Origin of the sequence: Rhizobacter sp. OV335 (genome assembly GCF_900142965.1) — a bacterium.
Lineage (GTDB): Bacteria > Pseudomonadota > Gammaproteobacteria > Burkholderiales > Burkholderiaceae_C > Rhizobacter.
Genome location: NZ_FRCQ01000027.1, coordinates 59,587 through 79,778, shown reverse-complemented (window position 1 = coordinate 79,778; position 20,192 = coordinate 59,587). Strand labels below are relative to the sequence as shown.

The window sequence follows — 20,192 nt, the reverse complement described above, 5'->3', positions numbered from 1 at the left end:
GTTGTTCTGGAGTCAGGCGCCACGCTGCGCCGCGTTCATTTCCTCGATGCGCTTTCGTTCGGCGCGTGCGATGTAGAGGCTGGCCGCGGCCACGCACACCGCGACGATCACGATGATCACGGTCGCGACCGCGTTGACGCTCGGGTTCAGGCCGAGGCGGGCGCGCGAGAAGATCACCAGCGGCATGGTCGTGGCGCCCGGGCCGGACAGGAAGGCCGAGACCACCACGTCGTCGAGCGACAGGCTGAAGGTGAGCAGCCAGGCCGAGGCCAGCGCCTGGCCGATCATCGGCAGCGTGACCAGCGTGAACACCTGCCAGGGCCGGGCGCCCAGGTCCATGGCCGCTTCTTCGAGCGACGGGTTCAGGTCCTGCAGGCGGGCCTGCACGACGACGGTGGCATACGAGATGCCGAGCAGCAGGTGGCCGAGCCAGATCGTCATCAGCCCGCGCTCGGGGAAGCCGATGGCCTTCTGCACCGACACCAGCATCAGCAGCAGCGACAGGCCGCAGATCACCTCGGGCATCACCAGCGGCGCGTTGACGAGGCCGTTGAACAGCGTGCGGCCGGCGAAGCGCCGGTACTTCACCAGCGAGAAGGCGGCCAGCGTGCCGAGCAGCACCGAGCCGCAGGCGCTGAGGAAGGCGATCTTCAGCGAGAGCCACAGGCCCGACAGCATCTCGCGGTCGCCGGCCAGCTTGACGTACCAGTCGAGCGTGAAGCCGCCCCAGACGGTGGGCAACGAGGACGCGTTGAACGAGTAGATGACCAGCGTGACGATGGGCAGGTAGAGGAACAGGAAGCCGCCGACCAGCCAGGCGCGGCCGAACCAGGCGGCCTTGGGGTGCACGGTGCCGCTCATCGCCTGCGCTCCTGGCTTTCGACCTGGTACTTGTTGAAGAGCGCCAGCGGGAACACGATCAGCAGCACCAGCACGACGGCGACGGTGGAGGCCATGGTCCAGTCGTTGTTGCTGAAGAACTCGTCCCACAGCACGCGGCCGATCATCAGCGTGCGCGGCCCGCCCAGCAGTTCGGGGGTGACGAACTCGCCGATGCACGGGATGAACACCAGCATCGAGCCGGCGATGATGCCGGCCTTGGAGAGCGGCACGGTGATGCGCCAGAACGCCTGCCACGGCGTGGCGCCGAGGTCGGCCGCAGCTTCGAGCAGGCGCAGGTCCATCTTCGCGAGGTTCGCGTAGAGGGGCAGGATCATGAAGGGCAGGTAGGTGTAGGTCATGCCGATCACGAGCGAGAAGGGCGTGTTCATCAGCTTGCCGGCGACCTCGATCATGTCGGCGCGCACCAGCAGCTGGTCGATGCCGAGCCCGACGACGACGCGATGCACCCAGCCGCCTTCCTCGAGCAGGCCTTTCCAGGCGTAGACGCGCAGCAGGAACGAGGTCCAGAACGGCAACATCACCAGCATCAGCAGGGCGGGTTGCAGGCTCGGCTTCGCGCGGGCCATGAAGTACGCGAAGGGGTAGCCGATCGCCAGGCACAGCACGGTGGTGACGAACGCGAACTTGACGCTGGACCAGTAGGCGGTGACGTAGAGCTTGTCGCTCGCGAGAAAGGTGTAGTTGGCGAACTTGAGGGTGATCTTCAGCGCCCCGTCGACCACGCTCGTCAGGTCGTTGGGGGTCACGGCGCCCATCTCCGACAGGCTGTACTTCAGCACGATCAGGAACGGGGCGAGGAAGAACAGCAACAGCCACGCGTAGGGGATGCCGATGACGGCGCTTCTTCCTCTCCACCAGGTTGGAGCCTTCATTGATTCGCTCCTTCTTGCTGCGCGCGCATGGCGTTGCGGGCGGAGAGTGTCAGGAGAAGGATTCGACGAAATGGCACGCTGGTTTTGCAGAGGCGCGGGCGGGTGCAAAGAAACCCCGTTCGCCCTGAGCTTGTCGAAGGGTCGGGCTGAGCTTGTCGAAGCCCTCGTGCCGCGAGTGCAGGCCCTTCGACAGGCTCAGGGTGAACGGGGTGCGGGTGGGCTGTCATTGCGTCAACACCACGTGAGCAGACGGAGACCAATGCGCCCAGACTTCGTCGTCCCAGGTGATCACGTCATCCCGATGCCGCTCGGAGTTGTTCTGGCTGACTTTCAGCATCGCCCCGCTCGGCAACTGGATGTGAAAGACCGTGAAGCTGCCGAAGTACGCGAGGTTCTTCACCTTGCCACGGGTCCGGTTGTGCGGCCCGTGCTCGCCAGCCGGTGCGTCCCGCGAGAGCTGGATCTTCTCGGGCCGCAACGCCACCGTCACCTCCATGCCCTCGGTGCCGGTGATGCCGTGCCCCACGTAGTGCGTGCAATCGGCGCAGCTGATCACCACGTGGTCGGGCTGGTCGACCGTCACCGCGCCGTCCATCAGGTTCACGTTGCCGATGAAGTCGGCCACGAAGCGCGTGGCCGGCGTCTCGTAGATGTCGGCCGGGGCGCCCACCTGCAGGAAACGCCCCTCGCTCATCACCGCGATCCGCGACGCCATCGTCATCGCCTCTTCCTGGTCGTGCGTCACCATCACGCAGGTCACGCCGACCTCTTCGATGATGTTCACCAGCTCGATCTGCGTTTCCTCGCGCAGCTTCTTGTCGAGCGCGCCCAGCGGTTCGTCGAGCAACAACAACTGCGGCTTCTTCGCCAGGCTGCGCGCCAGCGCCACCCGCTGCTGCTGGCCGCCCGACAGCTGGTGCGGCTTGCGCTTGCCGTACTTGCCGAGCTGCACCAGCTTCAGCATCGTCTCCACGCGGGCGGCGACCTCGGCCGCCGGCAGCTTGTCGCGCCGCAGGCCGAAGGCGATGTTGTCCCACACCGTCAGGTGCGGGAACAACGCGTACGACTGGAACATCATGTTCAACGGCCGCGCATACGGCGGCAGGCCCGCGAGGTCCTTGCCGTCGAGCACGATGCGCCCCGAGGTCGGCGTCTCGAAGCCGGCCAGCATGCGCAACAGCGTCGTCTTGCCGCAGCCGGATGAGCCCAGCAGCGCGAAGATCTCGCCCTTGGCAATGTCGACGCTGACGTGGTTGACCGCGACGGCACCGCCGCCGAAATCCTTCACCACGTCGTCGATGCGCAGGAAACCGGCTTGCGGTGTGCTGGTCATCGCCGCTCCGATCAGACGCCGGTCTTGAAGCTGGTGTAGATCCGCGTCATGGTTCGCCGGATGTCATTGGTCACCGCGTCGGGCAGCGCCATCTTCTGCATCTCGGCATCGCTCGGGAACACCGTCGGGTTGTTCGCGATCTCGGGCTTGATGAACTTGCGCGATTCCTTGTTCGGGTTGGCGTAGAACACCTTGTTGGTCAGGCTCGCGTCGACCTCGGGCTTCATGATGTAGTTGATGAACTTGTGCGCGTTGCCCGGGTGCGGCGCATCGGCCGGGATCACCATCGTGTCGAAGAACAGCACGCCGCCGGTCTTCGGGATCAGCGCCTCGATCTTCTGCCCGCTCTTGCTGTCGATCGCACGCTGGCGCGCGATGTTGATGTCGCCCGACCAGCCCAGCGCCACGCAGATCGAGCCATTGGCCATGTCGTTGATGTAGCCCGACGAGCTGAACAAGGTCACCGACGGGCGGATCTTCTTCAGCAGTTCCGGCACCGCCTGGTAGTCGCCCGCGTTGCGCGAGAAGGCGGCCTTGCCCAGGTAGTGCATCGCGGCCGGCACCACGTCGGTCGGCGAATCGAGGAAGGACACGCCGCACGACTTGAGCTTGCTCACGTATTCGGGCTTGAAGACCAGGTCCCAGGCGTTGTCGGGCATCGGCAGGCTGCCCAGCGCGGCCTTCACCTTGTCGACGTTGATGCCCACCGTGGTGTAGCCCCACAGCCAGTTCACCATGTAGTCGTTGCCCGGGTCGAGCTTGGCGAGCGTCGCCTGGATCTGCGGGTCGAGGTTCTTCAGGTTGGGCAGCTGGGCCTTGTCGAGCTTGCGCAACAGCCCGCCATCGGCCTGCAGCTTGGCCCAGTACGACGAAGGCACCACCACGTCGTAGCCGCTCTTGCCGGCGACCAGCTTCGCGTGGACGATCTCGTTGTTGTCGAAATTGTCGTAGCGCACCTTGATGCCGGTCTCCTTCTCGAAGTTGGCCAGCGTGTCCTCGGCGATGTAGTCGGACCAGTTGTAGATGTTCAGGACCTTTTCTTCCTCCTGCGCGAAGGCCTGCGTACCCCACAGCATTGCAGCCACAGCACATCCCAATGCACCGAACACCTGCTTCATGGTCATGTCCTTCATGTTGAGAAAAGTCGGAACGTGAAAATCAGATCCAGCCGCGCTGCTTGACGTCGGCGAGCGTGAGGTCGAGGCACTTGCGGATCAGCGCGACCATCTCGTCGAGCTGCGCGATCGTCATCACCAGCGGCGGTGCGACGATCATCCGGTCGCCGACGGCGCGCATGATCAGCCCGTTGCCAAAGCAGTGGCCGCGGCACACCATGCCCACTTCGAGCGCGCTGTCGAACACGCGGTTCGACGCCTTGTCCTTGACCAGTTGCAGCGCGCCCATCATTCCGCAGGTCTGCGCCTCGCCCACCAGCGGGTGCTCGCCGAGTTCGGCAAAACGCGCTGCAAGATGCGGGCCGAGTTCGTCGCGCACGCGGTCGACCAGCCCCTCGCGCTGGATCAGCCGGATGTTGGCCAGCGCCACCGCGCAGGCCACCGGGTGCCCGGAGTAGGTGTAGCCGTGGTTGAACTCGCCGCCTTGCTCGATCAGCACCTTCGCGATGCGGTCGCCGACCATCACGCCGCCGAGCGGGATGTAGCCCGAGCTCACGCCCTTCGCGAAGGTCATCAGGTCGGGCTTGAAGCCCATGGTCTCGCAGCCGAACCAGCGGCCGGTGCGCCCGAAGCCGGTGATGACCTCGTCGGACACGACGAGAATGCCGTGCTTGTCGCAGATGCGCTGGATCGCCGGCCAGTAGCTCGACGGGGGCACGATCACGCCGCCCGCGCCTTGCACCGGCTCGCCGATGAAGGCGGCCACCTTGTCGGCGCCCACCTCGAGGATCTTCGCTTCGAGCCAGTCGGCCGCGCGCACGCCGAAGGTCTCGCGGTTCATGCCTTGGCCGTTCTCGAACCAGAACGGCTGCTCGATGTGCACGATGCCGGGAATCGGCAACCCGCCCTGCGCATGCATGCCGCTCATGCCGCCGAGCGAGGCGCCGGCCATCGTCGAGCCGTGGTACGCGTTGTTGCGGCTGATGATCACCGTGCGCTCGGGCTGGCCGAGCACGTCCCAGTAGCGGCGCACCATGCGCACCACGGTGTCGTTGCCCTCGGAGCCCGAGCCGCTGAAGAACACGTGCTTGAACTGCGGCGGCGTCACCTGCGCCAGCAGCTCGGCCAGCTCGATCGCCGGCGGGGTCGCGGTCTGGAAGAACGAGTTGTAGAACGGCAACTGCTTCAGCTGCGCGGTGGCAGCATCGATCAGCTCCTGCCGGCCGTAGCCGACGTTGACGCACCACAGGCCGGACATCGCGTCGAGGATCTTGTTCCCCTCGCTGTCCCACAGGTAGATGTTGTCGGCCTTGGTGATGATGCGCGAGCCCTTGGCCGCGAGCGATTTGTAGTCGGTGAACGGATGCAGGTAGTGCGCCGCGTCGGCGGCCTGCCATTCCTGGGTGCTGCGTTGCGTGGTGCTCATCGGGATCTCCCGGTCAGACATGGAGGAGAAGGTGCTCGCGCTCCCACGGCGAGATCACCTTCATGAACTCGTCGTGCTCGATCTCCTTGATCTCGGAGTAGACGGTGATGAACGGCTTGCCCAGCACGTCGTGCAGGTCCTTCTCGTCCGCGAGCCAGCCCAGCGCCTCGCTCAGCGAGCGCGGCAGCTGGTACTCCGACAGGTAGGCGTCGCCCTTGCACTCGGCCGCCGGCTCGATCCTGTTCTTGATGCCGAGGTAGCCGCAGGCCAGCGTCGCCGCGAGCGCCACGTACGGGTTCGCGTCGGCACCGATCACGCGGTTCTCGACGCGGCGCGCCGCCGGCGTCGCCACCGGCGAGCGGATGCCCACCGTGCGGTTGTCGGTGCCCCACTGGATGTTGATCGGCGCCGCGGTCGAGCGCGCGAGCCTGCGGTACGAGTTGACGTAGGGCGCGAACAGCGCCATCGCCGCCGGCGTGTACTTCTGCAGCCCGCCGATGTACCAGAAGAATTCCTTCGACGGCGAGCCGTCCTCGTTGCTGAAGATGTTCTTGCCGGTCAGCTTGCTGACGATGCTCTGGTGCACGTGCATCGCGCTGCCCGGCTCGTTGGCCATCGGCTTGGCCATGAAGGTGGCGTACATCTCGTGGCGCAGCGCGGCCTCGCGGATCGTGCGCTTGAAGAAGAACACCTCGTCGGCCAGGCCCAGCGGGTGGTCGTGGAAGAAGTTGATCTCCATCTGGCCCGCGCCCACCTCGTGGATCAGCGTGTCGACGTTCAGCTCCATCTGCTCGCAGTAGGCGTAGATGTCCTCGAACAGCGGGTCGAACTCGTTCACCGCGTCGATCGAATAAGCCTGGCGCGAGGTCTCGGCCCGGCCGCTGCGGCCCTTGGGCGGGCGCAGCGGCTGGTTCGGGTCGGTGCTGCGCTCGATCAGGTAGAACTCCAGCTCGGGCGCGACCACCGGGTCCCAGCCCTCGGCGGCGTACAGGTCGCAGATGTTGCGCAGCACCGAGCGCGGCGCGTACGGGATCATCTTGCCGTCGCGGTCGAAGCAGTCGTGGATGACCTGCGCGGTCGGGTCGACCGCCCACGGCACGATGCGCACCGTGCTCGGGTCCGGGCGCAGGTGCATGTCGCGGTCGGTCGCGTGGATCACGTCGTAGTACGGGCCTTCCTCGGGGAACTCACCGGTGACGCCGATCGCGACGATGGCCTCCGGCAGCCGCATGCCGCGGTCTTCGGTGAATTTCTCGCGCGGCAGGATCTTGCCGCGGGCCACGCCGGTGAGGTCAGGCACCAGGCACTCGATCTCGGTCACGCGGCGATCATTGAGCCACTGCTCGAGGTCGCTGAAATTGAAGTTGTTCTTGTCCACCATGGGATCACCTGTTGGTTTCGTTGGCCGCCGTCGGGATTGACGGCGGTTGGGTCGAGCGTCAGGGCAGGGTGGAACGCACCTAACGGTCCGGGTCGCGGTGCGGCTCCCGGTGGCGATCGCGGAACGACTGGCAGGCGGCGCCGAAGGCCTTGAACAGGCGCAGCGAGATCGGGTTCTGCGCGGCCCGCCATTCGGGGTGCCACTGCACGCAGAGGTTGAAGGACTTGGCCTCGGCCATCGAGAAGGCCTCGACCAGGCCATCGGGCGCGCGCGCCTCGACGCGCAACCCCGGTGCGAGCTTGTTGACGCCCTGGCCGTGCACCGAGTTCACCTGGAACGAGGGCTTCTCGACGATGCCGGCGAGCGTGCCGCCGGGCACCACGGTGACCTCGTGCGCGAAGTCGTAGACCACCTCGGGCGGCGCATCCTTCAAATGCGGCGCGCCGCGGTGGTCGCGCTGGCCGGGCACCTCCTGCACCGCCTGGTACAGCGAGCCGCCGAGCGCGACGTTGGCCTCCTGGAAGCCGCGGCAGATCGCGAACAGCGGGATGCCACGTGCGAGTGCGCGCGGGATCATCGGCAGCGTCCAGTCGTCGCGGTCGGGGTCGAGCGGGAGGGACGGGTCGTGCACCTCTTCGCCGAAGTGGCTGGGGTGCACGTTCGACGGCGAGCCGGTGAGCAGCACGCCATCGGCGACGTCGAGCAGCTCGTCGATCTCGGCCGCGGTGGAGGAGGGCACGACCAGCGGCAGGCAGCCGGCCAGGCGCACCGCGTCGATGTATTTCTTGCCGGCGATGTGGAAGGGATGCAGGCCGACGAGTCGGTTGCACGCGGGGATCAGGACGACCGGCTTGTTGGGTGTTTTCATTGGGCTTGCTGCGCGCCGCTTGTTGAGCGGGAGCGCACTGGGCTTACTGGCAACGCAAGAGACAGCAGAAGTGGAGCAATGAGTGTGCCCGCACGGGATGCAAAGTCAATCGGCAGGCACCTCACAGCATGTCCCTCAGCCTGTAGTACGCCATGCCCATCACCAGGGCCGGCGTGCGCAGCAGCGGGCCGCCGGGGAACGGGCGGTGGCGCAGCTTCGCGAAGGTGTCGAAGCGGGCCGCGTGGCCGTCGATCGCCTCGGCGACCAGCTTGCCGGCGAGGCCGGTCAACGCAAGCCCGTGGCCGGAGAAACCTTGCAGGTAGTAGATGTTGTCGTGGTGCGGTTTCGCGCCTGCGCCTGCACCCTCGGTGGGCAGGCGCCCGAAATCGGGCGCGCGGTTCATGCTGATGTCGACGAAGCCGCCCCACGAGAACTCGACCGCGGTGTCCTTCAGCTGGGGGAAGGTGCGCGCCATGCGGCGCTGCATGCTGGCCGCGAGGTTGATCGGCGTGCTGGTGCTGTAGCTGACGCGCCCGCCGTACAGCATGCGGTGGTCGGGCGTCGGGCGGAAGTAGTCGAGCACGAAGTTGGTGTCGCATACCGCGGACTGCGACGGGATCAGCGAGCGCGCGAGTTCGGGATCGATCGGCTGCGAGGCGACGATGTAGGTGCCGACCGGCATGATGCGGCGTTCGAGTTGCGGCGCGAGGCCTTGCAGGTAGACGTTGCCGGCGAGCAGCACGTGCTTCGCACGAAGCTCGCCCTGCGGCGTGGCCAGGCGCACCGTGGCACCGGGCGTGATCGACGTGACCGGCGATCGCTCGAACAGCTGCACGCCGACGCCCGCCGCCGCACGCGCGAGACCGAGGCTGTACTTCAGCGGATGCAGGTGGCCCGAGCGCGCGTCGTGCGCGCCGCTGTGGAAACGCGGGCTCGCGATCCACCGCGGCAGCTCGGCCGGCGCGATCCAGGTGGTGTCGTGGTCGTAGCGCTCGCGCATCAGCACGTGCCAGTCGTGCAGCTCGCGCGCTTTGCGGGCATTGACGGCCACGCTCAGGTAGCCCGCCTGCCAGTCGCAGTCGATCGAGAAGCGCCGGCAGCGTTCGTGGATCAGGTCGAGTGCTTCGAGCGTCATCGCCCACACGCGGCGCGATTCGGCCAGGCCGAGCTGGTCCTCGATCACCGTCTGGTCGCAGGCGAGCCCGGCGATGGCCTGGCCGCCGTTGCGGCCCGAGGCACCCCAGCCGACTTCGCGAGCTTCGAGCAACGCGACGCGGTAGCCCCGGTCGGCCAGCTCGATCGCCGCCGAGAGCCCTGCGAGTCCGCCACCGACGATGGCGACATCGCATTCGAGCGATGACGACAGCGTGGGAAAGCCCTGCGTCCGCTGCACGGTCGCGGCGTAGTACGAGTGGCGGGTGAGATCGCTGTCGGCGCTCAGGAAGCTCATACGGTAGGCGCTAGGCAAGGCCCTTTGATGTGCGGTTGAAAGGACGGACCATGGTCAGGCCGCGCGCTTGATCGCGTCGGACAGCGTGCCGATCAGCTGGTCGATGTGCTTGTTCTCGATGATCAGCGGCGGCGACAGCGCGACCGTGTCGCCGGTGGTGCGGATCAGCAGGCCCTTCTCCCAGCAGTCGAGGAAGACCGAGAACGCCCGCTTGCCGGGCTGGCCGTCGATCGGCGCGAGCTCGATGCCGCCGACCAGGCCGAGGTTGCGCACGTCGATCACGTTCGGCAGGTCCTTCAGCGAATGCACCGCGCGCTCGAAGGTGGGTGCCATCGCTTCGCCGCGCGTCAGCAGGCCTTCGTCGGCATAGGTGTCGAGCGTGCCGAGCGCGGCGGCGCAGGCGAGAGGATGCGCCGAATAGGTGTAGCCGTGGAAGAACTCGATGGCCTGCTCGGGGCCGTTCATGAAGGCGTCGTGCACGTGCTGCTTCGCGAACACCGCGCCCATCGGCACGGCACCGTTGGTCAGGCCCTTGGCGACCGTCATCAGGTCGGGCGTGACGCCGAATTTCGTCGCGGCGAACGGTGCGCCGAGGCGGCCGAAGCCGGTGATGACCTCGTCGAAGATCAGCAGGATGCCGTGCTTGTCGCAGATCGCGCGCAGGCGTTCGAGGTAGCCCTGCGGCGGCACCAGCACGCCGGTGGAGCCGGCGACCGGCTCGACGATCACCGCGGCGATGGTCGATGCATCGTGCAGCGCGACCAGGCGCTCCAGGTCGTCGGCCAGCTCGGCGCCGTGCAGCGGCTGGCCTTGGGTGAACGCGTTGCGCGGATCGTGCGTGTGGCGGATGTGGTCGACGCCGGGCAGCAGGCTGCCGAACATCTTGCGGTTGGCGACCAGCCCGCCGACCGAGATGCCGCCGAAGTTGACGCCGTGGTAGCCGCGCTCGCGGCCGATCAGCCGGGTGCGCTGGCCTTCGCCGCGGGCGCGGTGGTAGCCGATGGCCATCTTCAGCGCGGTCTCGACGGCTTCGGAGCCGGAGTTGGTGAAGAACACCTTGGTCAGCTCGGCCGGCGCCAGCTTGACCAGGCGCTCGGCGAGTTCGAAGGCCTTCGGGTGGCCCATCTGGAAGGGCGGCGCGAAGTCCATCTCGGCGGCCTGGTCCTGGATGGCCTTGACGATCTTCGGCCGCGCATGCCCGGCGTTCACGCACCACAGGCCGGCGGCACCGTCGAGCACCTGGCGGCCCTCGGGCGTCCAGTAGTGCATTCCTTCGGCCTTGGACAGCAGGCGTGGCGCCTGCTTGAACTGCCGGTTGGCGGTGAAGGGCATCCAGTGGGCGTCGAGCTTGTTGTCCATGACCGGTTCAGATGGCTTGTGAATTTCGTCACGCAGTCTAGCCGGCTTGCCGCGAAATTTGCTTGCGCAAAGCGGCTCGATTTCGGTGCGTGCCGCAATATCATGCGACTGAACACTCATGGATTAGCAGAATATGGCAAGCAGCAAGCCGAAGGTGCAACTCGATGCGATTGATCGCCACATCCTGCGGGTCTTGCAGGTCGAGGGCAAGCTGGCCAATGTCGAGCTGGCCGAACGGGTTCACCTGTCGCCTTCGGCCTGTTTGCGGCGCGTCAAGGCGCTGGAAGACGGCGGGGTGATCGCGCAGTACGTGGCGCTGATCGATTCGAAGGCGGTCGGGCAGCCGGGCACCAGCTTCACGATCGTCAACCTCGAGAAGCTGACGCAGGCCGCGATGGCCGAGTTCGAGCAGGCGGTGCGCGACGTGCCGGAGATCCTCGACTGCTTCTACGTGGCCGGCACCAACGACTACCTGCTGCGCTTCACGTACTGCGATGCAGGCGACCTGGAGCGCTTCCACACCGAGGTGCTGGAGCGGCTGCCGGGGGTGGTGCGCTCGAACTCGATGCTGGTGCTGCGGACGGTCAAGAAGACGACGGCGCTGGCCGTTTGAGGATCAGCGGTCTGGCGTGCATACTCAAACCAGATGATGGACTTGCCGATGGAAGGCCAGCATCTTGCGGCGGGTTGCAAGGGAGGACAGACCATGACCGATCGCATCGGCAGTTGCCTCGGAGCGCCATCCACGGTCTGTGTGACAGGTGGAGCGGGTTTCATTGGGAGATGGCTGGTACAGCGGCTGATCGCCGACGGTCATCACGTGGTGGTGCTGGACGACCTGTCCAGCGGAACGCAGGCCTGTTCCGAGACACCGCGCCTTCGGTTTGTCTGCGGTTCCGTGCTGGATCGCAGCGCCGTTGAATCGGCGACGCGGCGTGCGGACCTCGTCGTGCACCTGGCGGGCCTGGTCGGGATGCGGCTTGCAACCCGCGAGCGCGAGCAGGCCTATCGGGTTGCCGTCGAGGGTACGCAGATGCTGCTCGATCGAACCCCGTCGGGCGTGCCGATCCTGATGGCATCGTCGTCGGCCATCTATGGTCTGTCGGACGATGGTGCCGTCGATGAGTCGATGGGCGACTCCGAGGCTTCGGCGCTGACCTACGACGGCGGCGTTCCGGGGTATGCGGTCGGCAAGTGGCGCATGGAAGCGCTGGCGCGCGAGGCCGATCGACCGGCGCTGTGTGTCAGGCCGTTCAATGTGGTGGGTGTCGGACAGGTCAGCCAATGGGGCATGGTGATCCCGTCGTTCGTCACTCGCGCCCTGGAGGGTGAACCCCTGACCGTCTACGACGACGGGCACCAGACCCGCAGTTTCGGATCCGTGGTCACGTTCGTGGATTGCCTTCTGGCCGTCATGCGGGCTCCCGGGGCATGGAGCCTGCCTCGACGTGCCCTCAACATCGGTGCGTCGACGCCCACGTCGATCCTTGATCTGGCGCAAATGGTGGTTGCGCGCACCGGCTCGGCCTCGCCGATCGTCCATGTGCCTTATGCATCTGCGTTTCCCGGGCGCACGGACTTGCGGTCGAGAATCCCGCAGACACGGACGCTGCAATCGTTGATCGGCCCCGTGTCGTGGCCTTCCATCGAATCCATCGTGGACGCCGTCATCGGCGCGGCACGCCCATGACGATGGCCGAGGTCCTGGTGCTGGGTGGCGGACTGGGAGGGTTGTCCGTCGCTTCGTGCCTCGGCCAACGGGCACTGCTGCTCGAGCGTGCATCGCAGCCGGGTGGATTGGTGCGATCCTTCGAGATCGACGGCTGGTGGTTCGATCACGTCATCCACCTGCTGCATTTCCGCGACGACTCGACGAAGGCACGCATCCGTCGCTTGCTGGGTGACGTTCTCCAGCCCTGCAAACCGGCTGCCTATGTCGTGTGTGAAGCAGGGACGGCACGTTTCCCCATCCAGGATCACCTCGGGCACCTTGATGCGGCCACGGCCGCGGCCTGTGTGGCGGACCTGACTCGGGAGTCGGCCGGGCCCGCAGCGCAAAGGGTTGCGAACTATCAGGAATTGCTGCTGCGCAGCTTCGGCGAATCCCTTTGCCAGCTGTTTTTTCTTCCGTACAACGCGAAGATGTGGCGCCGGGACTTGTCCACGATCGAGCACGCGGGGATGGTCTGGAATCTCTCCCGGCCCGATCCGGCCAAGGTGCTGGAGGGGCTTGCGCGCCCCGACGATTCCAAGCGCGCCTACAACGAGGACGGTTGGTATCCCCATCCGCCCGCTGGTGCGTCGCAGAGGGGAATGGGCGTGCTCTCCATGGCGCTGGCCGCAACAGTGGACAAGCTGCGTTTGAACCACGAGGTCGTCGCATTGAGCCCGGCCTCGCGCAGCGCCACCGTGCGCACGCCAGCCGGGCTGGCGACGGTCGGGTGGAGCGTGTGCTGCGTCAGCACCTTGCCGCTGTCGCGGCTGGTTCACCTGTGTGACGGCGTGCCCGGCGATGTTCGTGCGGCGGCCGGGACGCTGGAGCACAACAGGGTTCTTTCCGTGGCCTTGCGCATCAAGGGGCCGCGACCCGACGCAGGGCTGTGGCGGTACTACCCTTCCAGCGAGGTTTGCTTCACTCGCCTGGTCTTCCTGCATTCCTTCGATCCGTTGATGGCACCACCCGAAGGCTGGCCCCTGCTGGCAGAGGTCCCATGGCGATTGGACGAGCTTGTGCCGGCCGGACTCGCGCATTGCGTCGAGGCACAAGCGCGAGCGGTCGGTGCCCTCATGCCCGAACACGAGGTACTGGATGCCACCCTGATCGAGGCCGACCCCGCCTATGTCGTGTTCAAGCACGGCACAGAGCAGGCGGTGCGGACGGTGAGCGCCTGGCTGCGGTCGGTCGGGATCGAACCGCTGGGACGCTACGGACGCTGGGAATATTCTTCCATGGCGCAGGTGATGCACGATGGGTTCGTCCTGGGGGCGACGCTCGCCAATCGGCTCGCGGAGGCAGCTTGATCCGGCTGTGGCTGTTGTCGTTCGTCTGCGGATACGGAGCAACACGGGCAGCCGAGTGGATTGCCCGCGCGTGCGCATTCGTCTCCAGGCCCAATCCGATCGTTGCGCAGCATGTGACCCCGGTGGCCTATCTGGGCGGGTGGGGCGTGCTCGCAGGCCTGCCCATCGCAGGGGTGGTGAACGCTCGGGAGGGGTTGTCGTTCACGGTGTTGGTCGGCGCTGTGCTCTACACCGTGCTCGGCACGGTCGACGACGCCAGACCGTTCCGGCCGGCCCCGAAGTTCGCATGGCAGGCGGTGATTGCCGCCGTGCTGGTCTTGCTGGGTCTGCAGGCGCCGGTGACGGGCTTGTGGTGGGTCGACGGCGCGCTCAGTATGTTCGCGATGCTGGTGATGGTGAACGCCGTCAACTTCACGGACGTCTGCGACGGGTTGGTGGCCAGCCTCGGCGTCGTCACGTTGCTCGCGGTCGCCTTGTTGCTGCAGGGTCGAAATCCATCGCTGTGGATCGCCGGCAGCGGTGCATGCGCCGGTTTTCTTGTCCGCAATCGCCCGCCAGCGCGCATCTTTCTCGGGGATGCTGGTAGCCACTTGATCGGCTTCCTGCTGGCGGCAGCGTGGATCGACCCGGCCGGCATGAGTGCAGGAGGGGGGGGATTCATCGCCGCGCTGCTCGTTTGCGGGGTCTTTCTCTTCGAGCTGTGTTTCATCACCGCCGTGAGGGTGAAGAAGGGGCTGCCTTGGTGGCGCGGCAGTCCGGATCACTTCAGCCTGCGCCTGCAGGCCGCGGGCTGGTCGCGCGCGCGAGTGGACCTGACTGCCGGAGTGATCTCGGCAAGTCTTGCAGGCCTCGCGTGGGCGGTTCCAGAGCTTGGTGCGGCGAGCGCCTTGTCGCTGTACCTCCTGGCGGCAGTCCTCGCCTGCGGCTACCTGCTTCGCTTCGAGGTCAAGCGCTAGCGGAGACGAGTACATGCCGTCGGGCTGTCCGCCCGCACAGGTACGTCCACACGAAATTCGCCGCCGCATAGCTGGTAAGTTCTGCGTGGTCGTACGGCGGCGACACCTCCACGCAATCCATCCCGACGAAGGGCAGGTCGGCCAGTTCTTCCAGCACCGTCAGCACCTGCGTGGTCGCGAGACCGCCGGGCTCCGGCGTGCCGGTGCCGGGCGCGAACGCCGGGTCGAGGCAGTCGATGTCCAGGCTCAGGTAGACGGGCGGGTTGTCATGCCGCGACAGCCGGCTGCGGATCGCCGACAGGACCGGCTGCATCTGCGCCGCGCCGTCGAGGCCGCGCAGCTCGCGTGCGGTGAAGATCTGCCCGCCCTGGTCGCGCACGTACTCGCGCGCCTCGCGCTGGCCGGCCGAGCGGATGCCCAGCTGCGTGAAGCACTCCTTGATCACCAGGCCTTCGTTGATCGCCTCGTAGACCCAGGTGCCGTGGCCGCTCGGCTCGCCGAAGTGATCGGCCCAGGTGTCGCAGTGCGCATCGAAATGGATCACCGCGAGCGGCTTGCCCAGCCACTCGACATAGCTGCGCAGCAAGGGCAGCGTGATCGAGTGGTCGCCGCCCAGCCAGGCCATGTGGTGCGCGCGGATCAGCGGCGCCACCTTCGGACCCATCGCGGCGCGCATGCGCTCGAGGCTGGTGTTCGGCAGCAGCAGGTCGCCGGCATCGCCGAGCAGCCCGTCGGGCGTGCTGTCGAAGAACGGGTGGATGCCGTCGCACAGCATGTGGCTCGCCTCGCGGATCGCGCGCGGGCCGAAACGGGCGCCGGGGCGGTTCGTCACCGCGCCGTCCCACGCAATGCCGGCCACCGCGAAGGGCGTGTCGGCCGAGGCCGTGGGCGCCTTCAGGAAGGCGTTGTTCGACAGGAAGGCGAAGCTGCTCATCCTGCGATTCTGCGTTTTTATTTCCGCGGTTTCCTGTCCCGGCGCAGCGCATCGATCTGTGCCAGCCGGCTGCGGCAGTCACCTGCCACCGTCGGGCACAGGTCCTGGTCGCTCAGCTTGAAACGCTTGCGCAGCGCGTCGACGCGGGCCAGGTAGCCCCGCGCGCAGTCCTCGGAGTGCAGCGTGGCGATGCGCGCGGCCGACACGCAACCCACCAGCCCCAGGTAGGCCATGCCGAGCTGTTCCACGGGTTTGCCCGCTGCGCCCAGCAGCCGCGCATCGACACACGCCGAGAACTCGTCGGTGTCGTGGTGCATCTCGTGCAGGCAGGCCTGCGAGGTCTGCTGCACGGCCTCGTTCAGGGCGCGCCGTTGCGCCGCGGCGAGCGCCCAGGCCGGCAGCGCCTGCAGGCCGCAGAGCGCACCGACGACGGTCCCCGCCGCCGCCCTGGCCAGGCTCCAGCGACGCCGCATCAGTTGATGCGCGTGATGCGCGGGGTCGTGGGCGCGACCGGCGATTTCTCGCGGAAGTAGGCAATCATCGCGTCGAGGTCGATCACCTTGGAATCGACCACGTTGGTCCCCTGCGTCGCCAGCACGTTGAAGTTGTCGCCGCCGCTGCCCAGGCCCAGGAAGTTGTTGGTGCTGACCGTGTAGGTCTTGGCGAGGTCCAGCGCCACGCCGTTGACCTTGACCGACGAGACCACCACCCGGTGCCCGGTGCCCGCAGCCGCGCAGTCGGTCGGGCTGGCGCCGGTGGTCCAGCCGTTGACGCTGTTGTCATAGCTGTAGGTCAGGCCGTTGGACACCTGTAGCAGGCGCCCGTACTGCAGCGTCGCAGGGTTGAACTTGGCGGTGCAGTTCGGCGCTTCCCATTGCTGCTCGAGCAGGCGGATCACCTGCGCGCCGGTGACGTTGACCTTGACCACCGTGTTGGCAAACGGTGCGACCGTGTTCACCTGCGCGTAGGTCACCGGGCAGGGTGCGCTCACGCCGGTGGCGCAGGTCAGGTCGGCGCGCACGCCGCCCGGGTTGACCACCGCGAAGTCGGCGCCGTTGGGTGTGCCGTACAGGTAGGCGTCGGCCATCACCGAGCCCATCACGCCCTCGGCGGATTCGTCGCGGTTGGTGGTGCCGGTGAACAGCGCCCGCATCAGGTTGCCGCCGAGCGTGCCGACCTGCTTCTGTGCCAGCGTGTTCGAGACGTCGACATAGTGGTTCACCAGGGCCGCGATGTCCGCGTCCTTCGCGAAGGTGGCAAAGGCGGCCGGCACCGTGACGCCGGCGTTGTTGTCGGCCTGGATGACCGGCACCGTGGCGGCGTCGATCGAGGTCACGCCCTGCTTGAGCTTGATGCCCAGGTTGATGTCGGTGACTGCGCCGCCGTAGAAGCCGGTCTGCGTGACCACATAGCGCTTGCCGCTGGCCTTGCCGGTGTAGTTGCAGACGTATTCCTGGTGGCTGTGGCCGCTGACGACCACGTCGATGTCGCTGCTGAGCTTGTCCAGGATGCCGCCCAGGTCGCCGAAGCTGACCGGGCAGCTGGTGTCGTTGACCGTCGTCGCGGTCGACACGCCGCCCTGGTGGATCAGCACGACCACGGCTTGCACGCCCGCCGCTTTCAGCGACTTCGCCTGGCTGTTGATGGTGGACGACTCTTCCAGGAAAGCGAGGCCGCTGATCCCGGTGCCGGCGACCAGTTCGGTGGTGCCCTTCAGCGTCAGGCCGATGAAGCCCACCGCCACCGGGCCGAAGCGCTTGATGGCCGTGGCCGGCAGCAGCGGCGCGTTGCTGGTTTGGTCGACGACGTTGGCGGCCAGGTACTTGTACTTCGCGCCGCTGAAGCTGCCGCCGCTCGCGGACCAGGTGCCGGTGGCGGCGTCCATGAAGCAGGTATCGGCCCCGGCCACGCCCTGGGCGCCGGAGACCGGGAAGCAGCCGCCGTTCTGCTTGCGCAGCAGTTCGGCCCGGCCGTAGTCGAACTCGTGGTTGCCGACCGAGGTGATCTCGAGCCCGATGCGGTTGAGCACGTCGACCGACGCTTCGTCGTGCGTCGCCGACGAGACGAAGGGCGAGGCGCCCGTCATGTCGCCCGCGCCCACCACCACGCTGTTGGGGCCCTTGGCGCGCAGCGCCTTGATCGCGGTGGCCACGTAGGCCGCACCGCCCACGTTGACCTTGGTGCCCGCGGCATGGGCCGGGTCGGGCAGGGTCACCGTGCCGCCATTGGTGGCGGCCGGCGCGGTGATGGCGCCGTGGAAGTCGTTCATCGCCACCAGCTTGATGCTGAAGGTCTTGGCGGCGAGCGCGTCGAGGAGCTGGTCGTGCTCGTTGCCGGGCACGCCGCCCGAAGCGGCGACCAGCGCGCCGGCCAGGAAGTCGCTCACCGAGGCGGGAATGCTGATCGCGTTGGCGACCAGTTCGTCCTTGACCGCGGCCTGGGCAGCGGAGACCTTGGCAGCGCTGAGGCTGGCGCCCGCGGCGGCGTCGAAGCTCGCGAACCAGGCCACGGTGTCCGCCGAGAACTTGCCCACCACGGCTTCCGTCAGCGGCGTGATGTTCGCCGTGGCGCTGCTGCCGCTGCCCGTGGCCAGCGAGTGCAGCTTGCCGAGCGCGCCTGCGTCGGCCTCCAGCAGGCAAGGCAGCTTGCCGTTGAAGGCCGTGGAGTAGCCGCCATCGGCGCGGGTGGTGGCACTGCCCTGGCTGCCGTCGGCGCAGCGGACGGCGACCTTGGCATTCGCCAGCGCGCTGCCGGTGGCCGCGGTGCCGGAGAGGGTCAGCGAAGCGGCAGGCTCGCTGGGCGACGGCCCATCGTCGCCACCACAGGCGCTCAGGCCTGCACACACCACGGCCAGCAGACACAGCCGCACAGGGCTCGGGAAACGACGGTACGACATGGGCAGACCCTCCTCGAAAGATTCGCGATCTTGGCTGCGCAGCATGGCGCGCAGGTGACAGACGCGCACCTTGCAAGATGTGCGCCTCGCGCTGCGGCTTTCCGCATCAAGAAAACATCATTTCGCATTGCGGCATTACAAGGAGGTCACGGCGAAGTCATTCTTCCAGATGGAAGAAGCCGATTTCATATCCAGAAATCATCGGATCAAGTCATTGATTTCATTGGAGTTTATTTTTAGTCTTATATAAGACACAAGTCTTCCGAAAGAGACGGGCGGCTCCTATTCTTGGAGTCATCAAGTCCTCGTTTTTCTCACCACCTCACTTCCGGAGACCGACATGACCCAAGCGACCCGCGAACAACAGATCGCCGCCCTCGAAAAAGACTGGGCGGAGAACCCGCGCTGGAAAGGCATCAAGCGCGGCTACAGCGCGGCCGATGTCGTGCGTCTGCGCGGCTCGCTGCAGATCGAGCACACGCTGGCCCAGCGCGGCGCCGAGAAGCTGTGGGACCTCGTCAACACCGAGCCCTTCGTCAACTCGCTCGGCGCACTGACCGGCAACCAGGCGATGCAGCAGGTCAAGGCCGGCCTGAAGGCCATCTACCTGAGCGGCTGGCAGGTGGCGGGCGACGCCAACCTGGCCGGCGAGATGTACCCCGACCAGTCGCTGTACCCGGCGAACTCGGTGCCGATGGTGGTGCGCCGCATCAACAACACCTTCCAGCGTGCCGACCAGATCCAGTGGTCCGAAGGCAAGGGCCCGGGCGATGCCGACTACCGCGACTACTTCGCGCCGATCGTGGCCGACGCGGAAGCCGGATTCGGCGGCGTGCTGAATGCCTTCGAGCTGATGAAGTCGATGATCGAGGCCGGTGCCGCCGGCGTGCACTTCGAGGACCAACTGGCTTCCGTGAAGAAGTGCGGCCACATGGGTGGCAAGGTGCTGGTGCCGACGCGTGAAGCGGTGGCCAAGCTGGTGGCGGCGCGTCTCGCGGCCGACGTGATGGGCACGCCCACCGTGCTGCTGGCCCGCACCGACGCCGAGGCGGCCGACCTGGTGACGAGCGACGTCGACGACAACGACAAGCCGTTCACCACCGGCGAGCGCACGATCGAAGGCTTCTACCGCACCCGCAACGGGCTGGAGCAGTCGATCAGCCGTGGCCTAGCCTATGCCGAGTACGCCGACATGATCTGGTGCGAGACCGGCAAGCCCGACCTGGCGTTCGCGAAGGCGTTTGCCGACGCGATCCACAAGAAGTTCCCCGGCAAGCTGCTGGCCTACAACTGCTCGCCGAGCTTCAACTGGAAGAAGAACCTCGACGACGCGACGATCGCGAAGTTCCAGCGCGAGCTGGGTGCGATGGGCTACAAGTTCCAGTTCATCACGCTGGCCGGCTTCCACAGCCTGAACTACTCGATGTTCAACCTGGCCTACGGCTATGCGCGCAACAACATGACCGCGTTCGTCGAGCTGCAGGAAGCCGAGTTCGCCGCGGCCGAGAAGGGCTTCACCGCGGTGAAGCACCAGCGCGAGGTCGGCACTGGGTATTTCGATGCGGTGACGACGACGATCGAGCGCGAGGCATCGACAGCGGCGCTGAAGGGCTCGACCGAAGACGAGCAGTTCTTCGACGAGCGCAAGGTGGCCTGAGCGATTTGATCGCGACGGGGG

The 20,192-nt window shown here is 66.8% G+C and carries 17 protein-coding genes; 5 read left to right on the top strand and 12 right to left on the bottom strand.

What is annotated here, in order from left to right; all coding sequences use genetic code 11:
* Nucleotides 1-12: 12 nt before the first annotated feature.
* The 9 genes from BUE42_RS24170 to BUE42_RS24130 form a co-directional block, all read right to left on the bottom strand.
* Entirely contained in the window at nucleotides 13-861 is an 849-nt protein-coding gene (locus BUE42_RS24170) for an ABC transporter permease (RefSeq protein ID WP_073467847.1), read from the bottom strand.
* Nucleotides 858-1,775, bottom strand: a complete 918-nt coding sequence (locus BUE42_RS24165) for an ABC transporter permease (RefSeq protein WP_073467846.1) — start codon at nucleotides 1,773-1,775, stop codon at nucleotides 858-860. The genes BUE42_RS24170 and BUE42_RS24165 overlap by 4 nt, the downstream gene beginning before the upstream one ends.
* 223 nt (nucleotides 1,776-1,998) lie before the next feature.
* On the bottom strand, nucleotides 1,999-3,108 hold the full coding sequence (locus BUE42_RS24160) for an ABC transporter ATP-binding protein (protein WP_073467845.1): 1,110 nt from the start codon (nucleotides 3,106-3,108) through the stop codon (nucleotides 1,999-2,001).
* 11 nt (nucleotides 3,109-3,119) lie between these two features.
* Nucleotides 3,120-4,232 (bottom strand): polyamine ABC transporter substrate-binding protein, encoded by a 1,113-nt coding sequence (locus BUE42_RS24155; protein ID WP_369822998.1) that lies wholly within the window; start codon nucleotides 4,230-4,232, stop codon nucleotides 3,120-3,122.
* 34 nt (nucleotides 4,233-4,266) lie between these two features.
* A complete protein-coding gene (locus BUE42_RS24150; RefSeq protein ID WP_073467843.1) occupies nucleotides 4,267-5,649 on the bottom strand; it encodes an aspartate aminotransferase family protein in 1,383 nt (460 codons plus the stop codon).
* A gap of 13 nt (nucleotides 5,650-5,662) precedes the next feature.
* On the bottom strand, nucleotides 5,663-7,030 hold the full coding sequence (locus tag BUE42_RS24145; RefSeq protein ID WP_047512597.1) for a glutamine synthetase family protein: 1,368 nt from the start codon (nucleotides 7,028-7,030) through the stop codon (nucleotides 5,663-5,665).
* A gap of 79 nt (nucleotides 7,031-7,109) precedes the next feature.
* Nucleotides 7,110-7,898, bottom strand: a complete 789-nt coding sequence (locus BUE42_RS24140) for a gamma-glutamyl-gamma-aminobutyrate hydrolase family protein (RefSeq protein WP_073467842.1) — start codon at nucleotides 7,896-7,898, stop codon at nucleotides 7,110-7,112.
* Between the two features lie 121 nt (nucleotides 7,899-8,019).
* On the bottom strand, nucleotides 8,020-9,348 hold the full coding sequence (locus tag BUE42_RS24135) for an NAD(P)/FAD-dependent oxidoreductase (RefSeq protein WP_073467841.1): 1,329 nt from the start codon (nucleotides 9,346-9,348) through the stop codon (nucleotides 8,020-8,022).
* Nucleotides 9,349-9,402: 54 nt separating this feature from the next.
* Complete coding sequence (locus BUE42_RS24130; protein WP_073467840.1) at nucleotides 9,403-10,707, bottom strand: omega-aminotransferase AptA; 1,305 nt, start codon at nucleotides 10,705-10,707, stop codon at nucleotides 9,403-9,405.
* Between the two features lie 133 nt (nucleotides 10,708-10,840).
* Between BUE42_RS24130 and BUE42_RS24125 the strand changes: the two genes are divergently transcribed.
* The 4 genes from BUE42_RS24125 (at nucleotide 10,841) to BUE42_RS24110 (ending at nucleotide 14,684) form a co-directional block, all read left to right on the top strand.
* Nucleotides 10,841-11,320: an Lrp/AsnC family transcriptional regulator gene (locus BUE42_RS24125; protein ID WP_073467839.1), complete on the top strand. Its 480-nt coding sequence runs from the start codon at nucleotides 10,841-10,843 to the stop codon at nucleotides 11,318-11,320.
* Nucleotides 11,321-11,413: 93 nt separating this feature from the next.
* Nucleotides 11,414-12,397, top strand: coding sequence for an NAD-dependent epimerase/dehydratase family protein (locus BUE42_RS24120; protein WP_159445491.1), 984 nt, complete (start codon nucleotides 11,414-11,416; stop codon nucleotides 12,395-12,397).
* 2 nt (nucleotides 12,398-12,399) lie between these two features.
* A complete protein-coding gene (locus BUE42_RS24115; protein ID WP_159445490.1) occupies nucleotides 12,400-13,728 on the top strand; it encodes a protoporphyrinogen/coproporphyrinogen oxidase in 1,329 nt (442 codons plus the stop codon).
* Nucleotides 13,725-14,684, top strand: coding sequence for a glycosyltransferase family 4 protein (locus BUE42_RS24110; protein WP_159445489.1), 960 nt, complete (start codon nucleotides 13,725-13,727; stop codon nucleotides 14,682-14,684). Before BUE42_RS24115 ends, BUE42_RS24110 begins: the two co-directional genes overlap by 4 nt.
* Here the strand turns inward: BUE42_RS24110 and speB are convergent.
* Genes speB through BUE42_RS24095 form a run of 3 tightly spaced genes read right to left on the bottom strand, consistent with a single transcriptional unit; the run spans nucleotide 14,674 to nucleotide 18,514 of the window.
* Nucleotides 14,674-15,618 (bottom strand): agmatinase, encoded by a 945-nt coding sequence (gene speB, locus BUE42_RS24105; RefSeq protein WP_073467835.1) that lies wholly within the window; start codon nucleotides 15,616-15,618, stop codon nucleotides 14,674-14,676. The two genes, BUE42_RS24110 and speB, sit on opposite strands and share 11 nt — an antisense overlap.
* A gap of 17 nt (nucleotides 15,619-15,635) precedes the next feature.
* On the bottom strand, nucleotides 15,636-16,091 hold the full coding sequence (locus BUE42_RS24100; protein WP_073467834.1) for a hypothetical protein: 456 nt from the start codon (nucleotides 16,089-16,091) through the stop codon (nucleotides 15,636-15,638).
* Nucleotides 16,091-18,514, bottom strand: a complete 2,424-nt coding sequence (locus BUE42_RS24095) for a bifunctional metallophosphatase/5'-nucleotidase (protein WP_235002573.1) — start codon at nucleotides 18,512-18,514, stop codon at nucleotides 16,091-16,093. Before BUE42_RS24095 ends, BUE42_RS24100 begins: the two co-directional genes overlap by 1 nt.
* 340 nt (nucleotides 18,515-18,854) lie before the next feature.
* Between BUE42_RS24095 and aceA the strand changes: the two genes are divergently transcribed.
* Nucleotides 18,855-20,171: an isocitrate lyase gene (aceA, locus tag BUE42_RS24090; protein ID WP_073467833.1), complete on the top strand. Its 1,317-nt coding sequence runs from the start codon at nucleotides 18,855-18,857 to the stop codon at nucleotides 20,169-20,171.
* The last annotated feature ends 21 nt before the right edge of the window (nucleotides 20,172-20,192 follow it).

Bases quoted from the DNA above. Each gene is read 5' to 3' on its own strand.
- BUE42_RS24095 (WP_235002573.1), bottom strand. From the start codon at position 18,514: ATGTCGTACCGTCGTTTCCCGAGCCCTGTGCGGCTGTGTCTGCTGGCC.
- BUE42_RS24145 (WP_047512597.1), bottom strand. From the start codon at position 7,030: ATGGTGGACAAGAACAACTTCAATTTCAGCGACCTCGAGCAGTGGCTC.
- BUE42_RS24115 (WP_159445490.1), top strand. From the start codon at position 12,400: ATGGCCGAGGTCCTGGTGCTGGGTGGCGGACTGGGAGGGTTGTCCGTC.
- BUE42_RS24160 (WP_073467845.1), bottom strand. From the start codon at position 3,108: ATGACCAGCACACCGCAAGCCGGTTTCCTGCGCATCGACGACGTGGTG.
- BUE42_RS24165 (WP_073467846.1), bottom strand. From the start codon at position 1,775: ATGAAGGCTCCAACCTGGTGGAGAGGAAGAAGCGCCGTCATCGGCATC.
- speB (WP_073467835.1), bottom strand. From the start codon at position 15,618: ATGAGCAGCTTCGCCTTCCTGTCGAACAACGCCTTCCTGAAGGCGCCC.
- BUE42_RS24140 (WP_073467842.1), bottom strand. From the start codon at position 7,898: ATGAAAACACCCAACAAGCCGGTCGTCCTGATCCCCGCGTGCAACCGA.
- BUE42_RS24130 (WP_073467840.1), bottom strand. From the start codon at position 10,707: ATGGACAACAAGCTCGACGCCCACTGGATGCCCTTCACCGCCAACCGG.
- BUE42_RS24120 (WP_159445491.1), top strand. From the start codon at position 11,414: ATGACCGATCGCATCGGCAGTTGCCTCGGAGCGCCATCCACGGTCTGT.
- BUE42_RS24150 (WP_073467843.1), bottom strand. From the start codon at position 5,649: ATGAGCACCACGCAACGCAGCACCCAGGAATGGCAGGCCGCCGACGCG.
- BUE42_RS24170 (WP_073467847.1), bottom strand. From the start codon at position 861: ATGAGCGGCACCGTGCACCCCAAGGCCGCCTGGTTCGGCCGCGCCTGG.
- BUE42_RS24125 (WP_073467839.1), top strand. From the start codon at position 10,841: ATGGCAAGCAGCAAGCCGAAGGTGCAACTCGATGCGATTGATCGCCAC.
- BUE42_RS24135 (WP_073467841.1), bottom strand. From the start codon at position 9,348: ATGAGCTTCCTGAGCGCCGACAGCGATCTCACCCGCCACTCGTACTAC.
- aceA (WP_073467833.1), top strand. From the start codon at position 18,855: ATGACCCAAGCGACCCGCGAACAACAGATCGCCGCCCTCGAAAAAGAC.
- BUE42_RS24100 (WP_073467834.1), bottom strand. From the start codon at position 16,091: ATGCGGCGTCGCTGGAGCCTGGCCAGGGCGGCGGCGGGGACCGTCGTC.
- BUE42_RS24155 (WP_369822998.1), bottom strand. From the start codon at position 4,232: ATGACCATGAAGCAGGTGTTCGGTGCATTGGGATGTGCTGTGGCTGCA.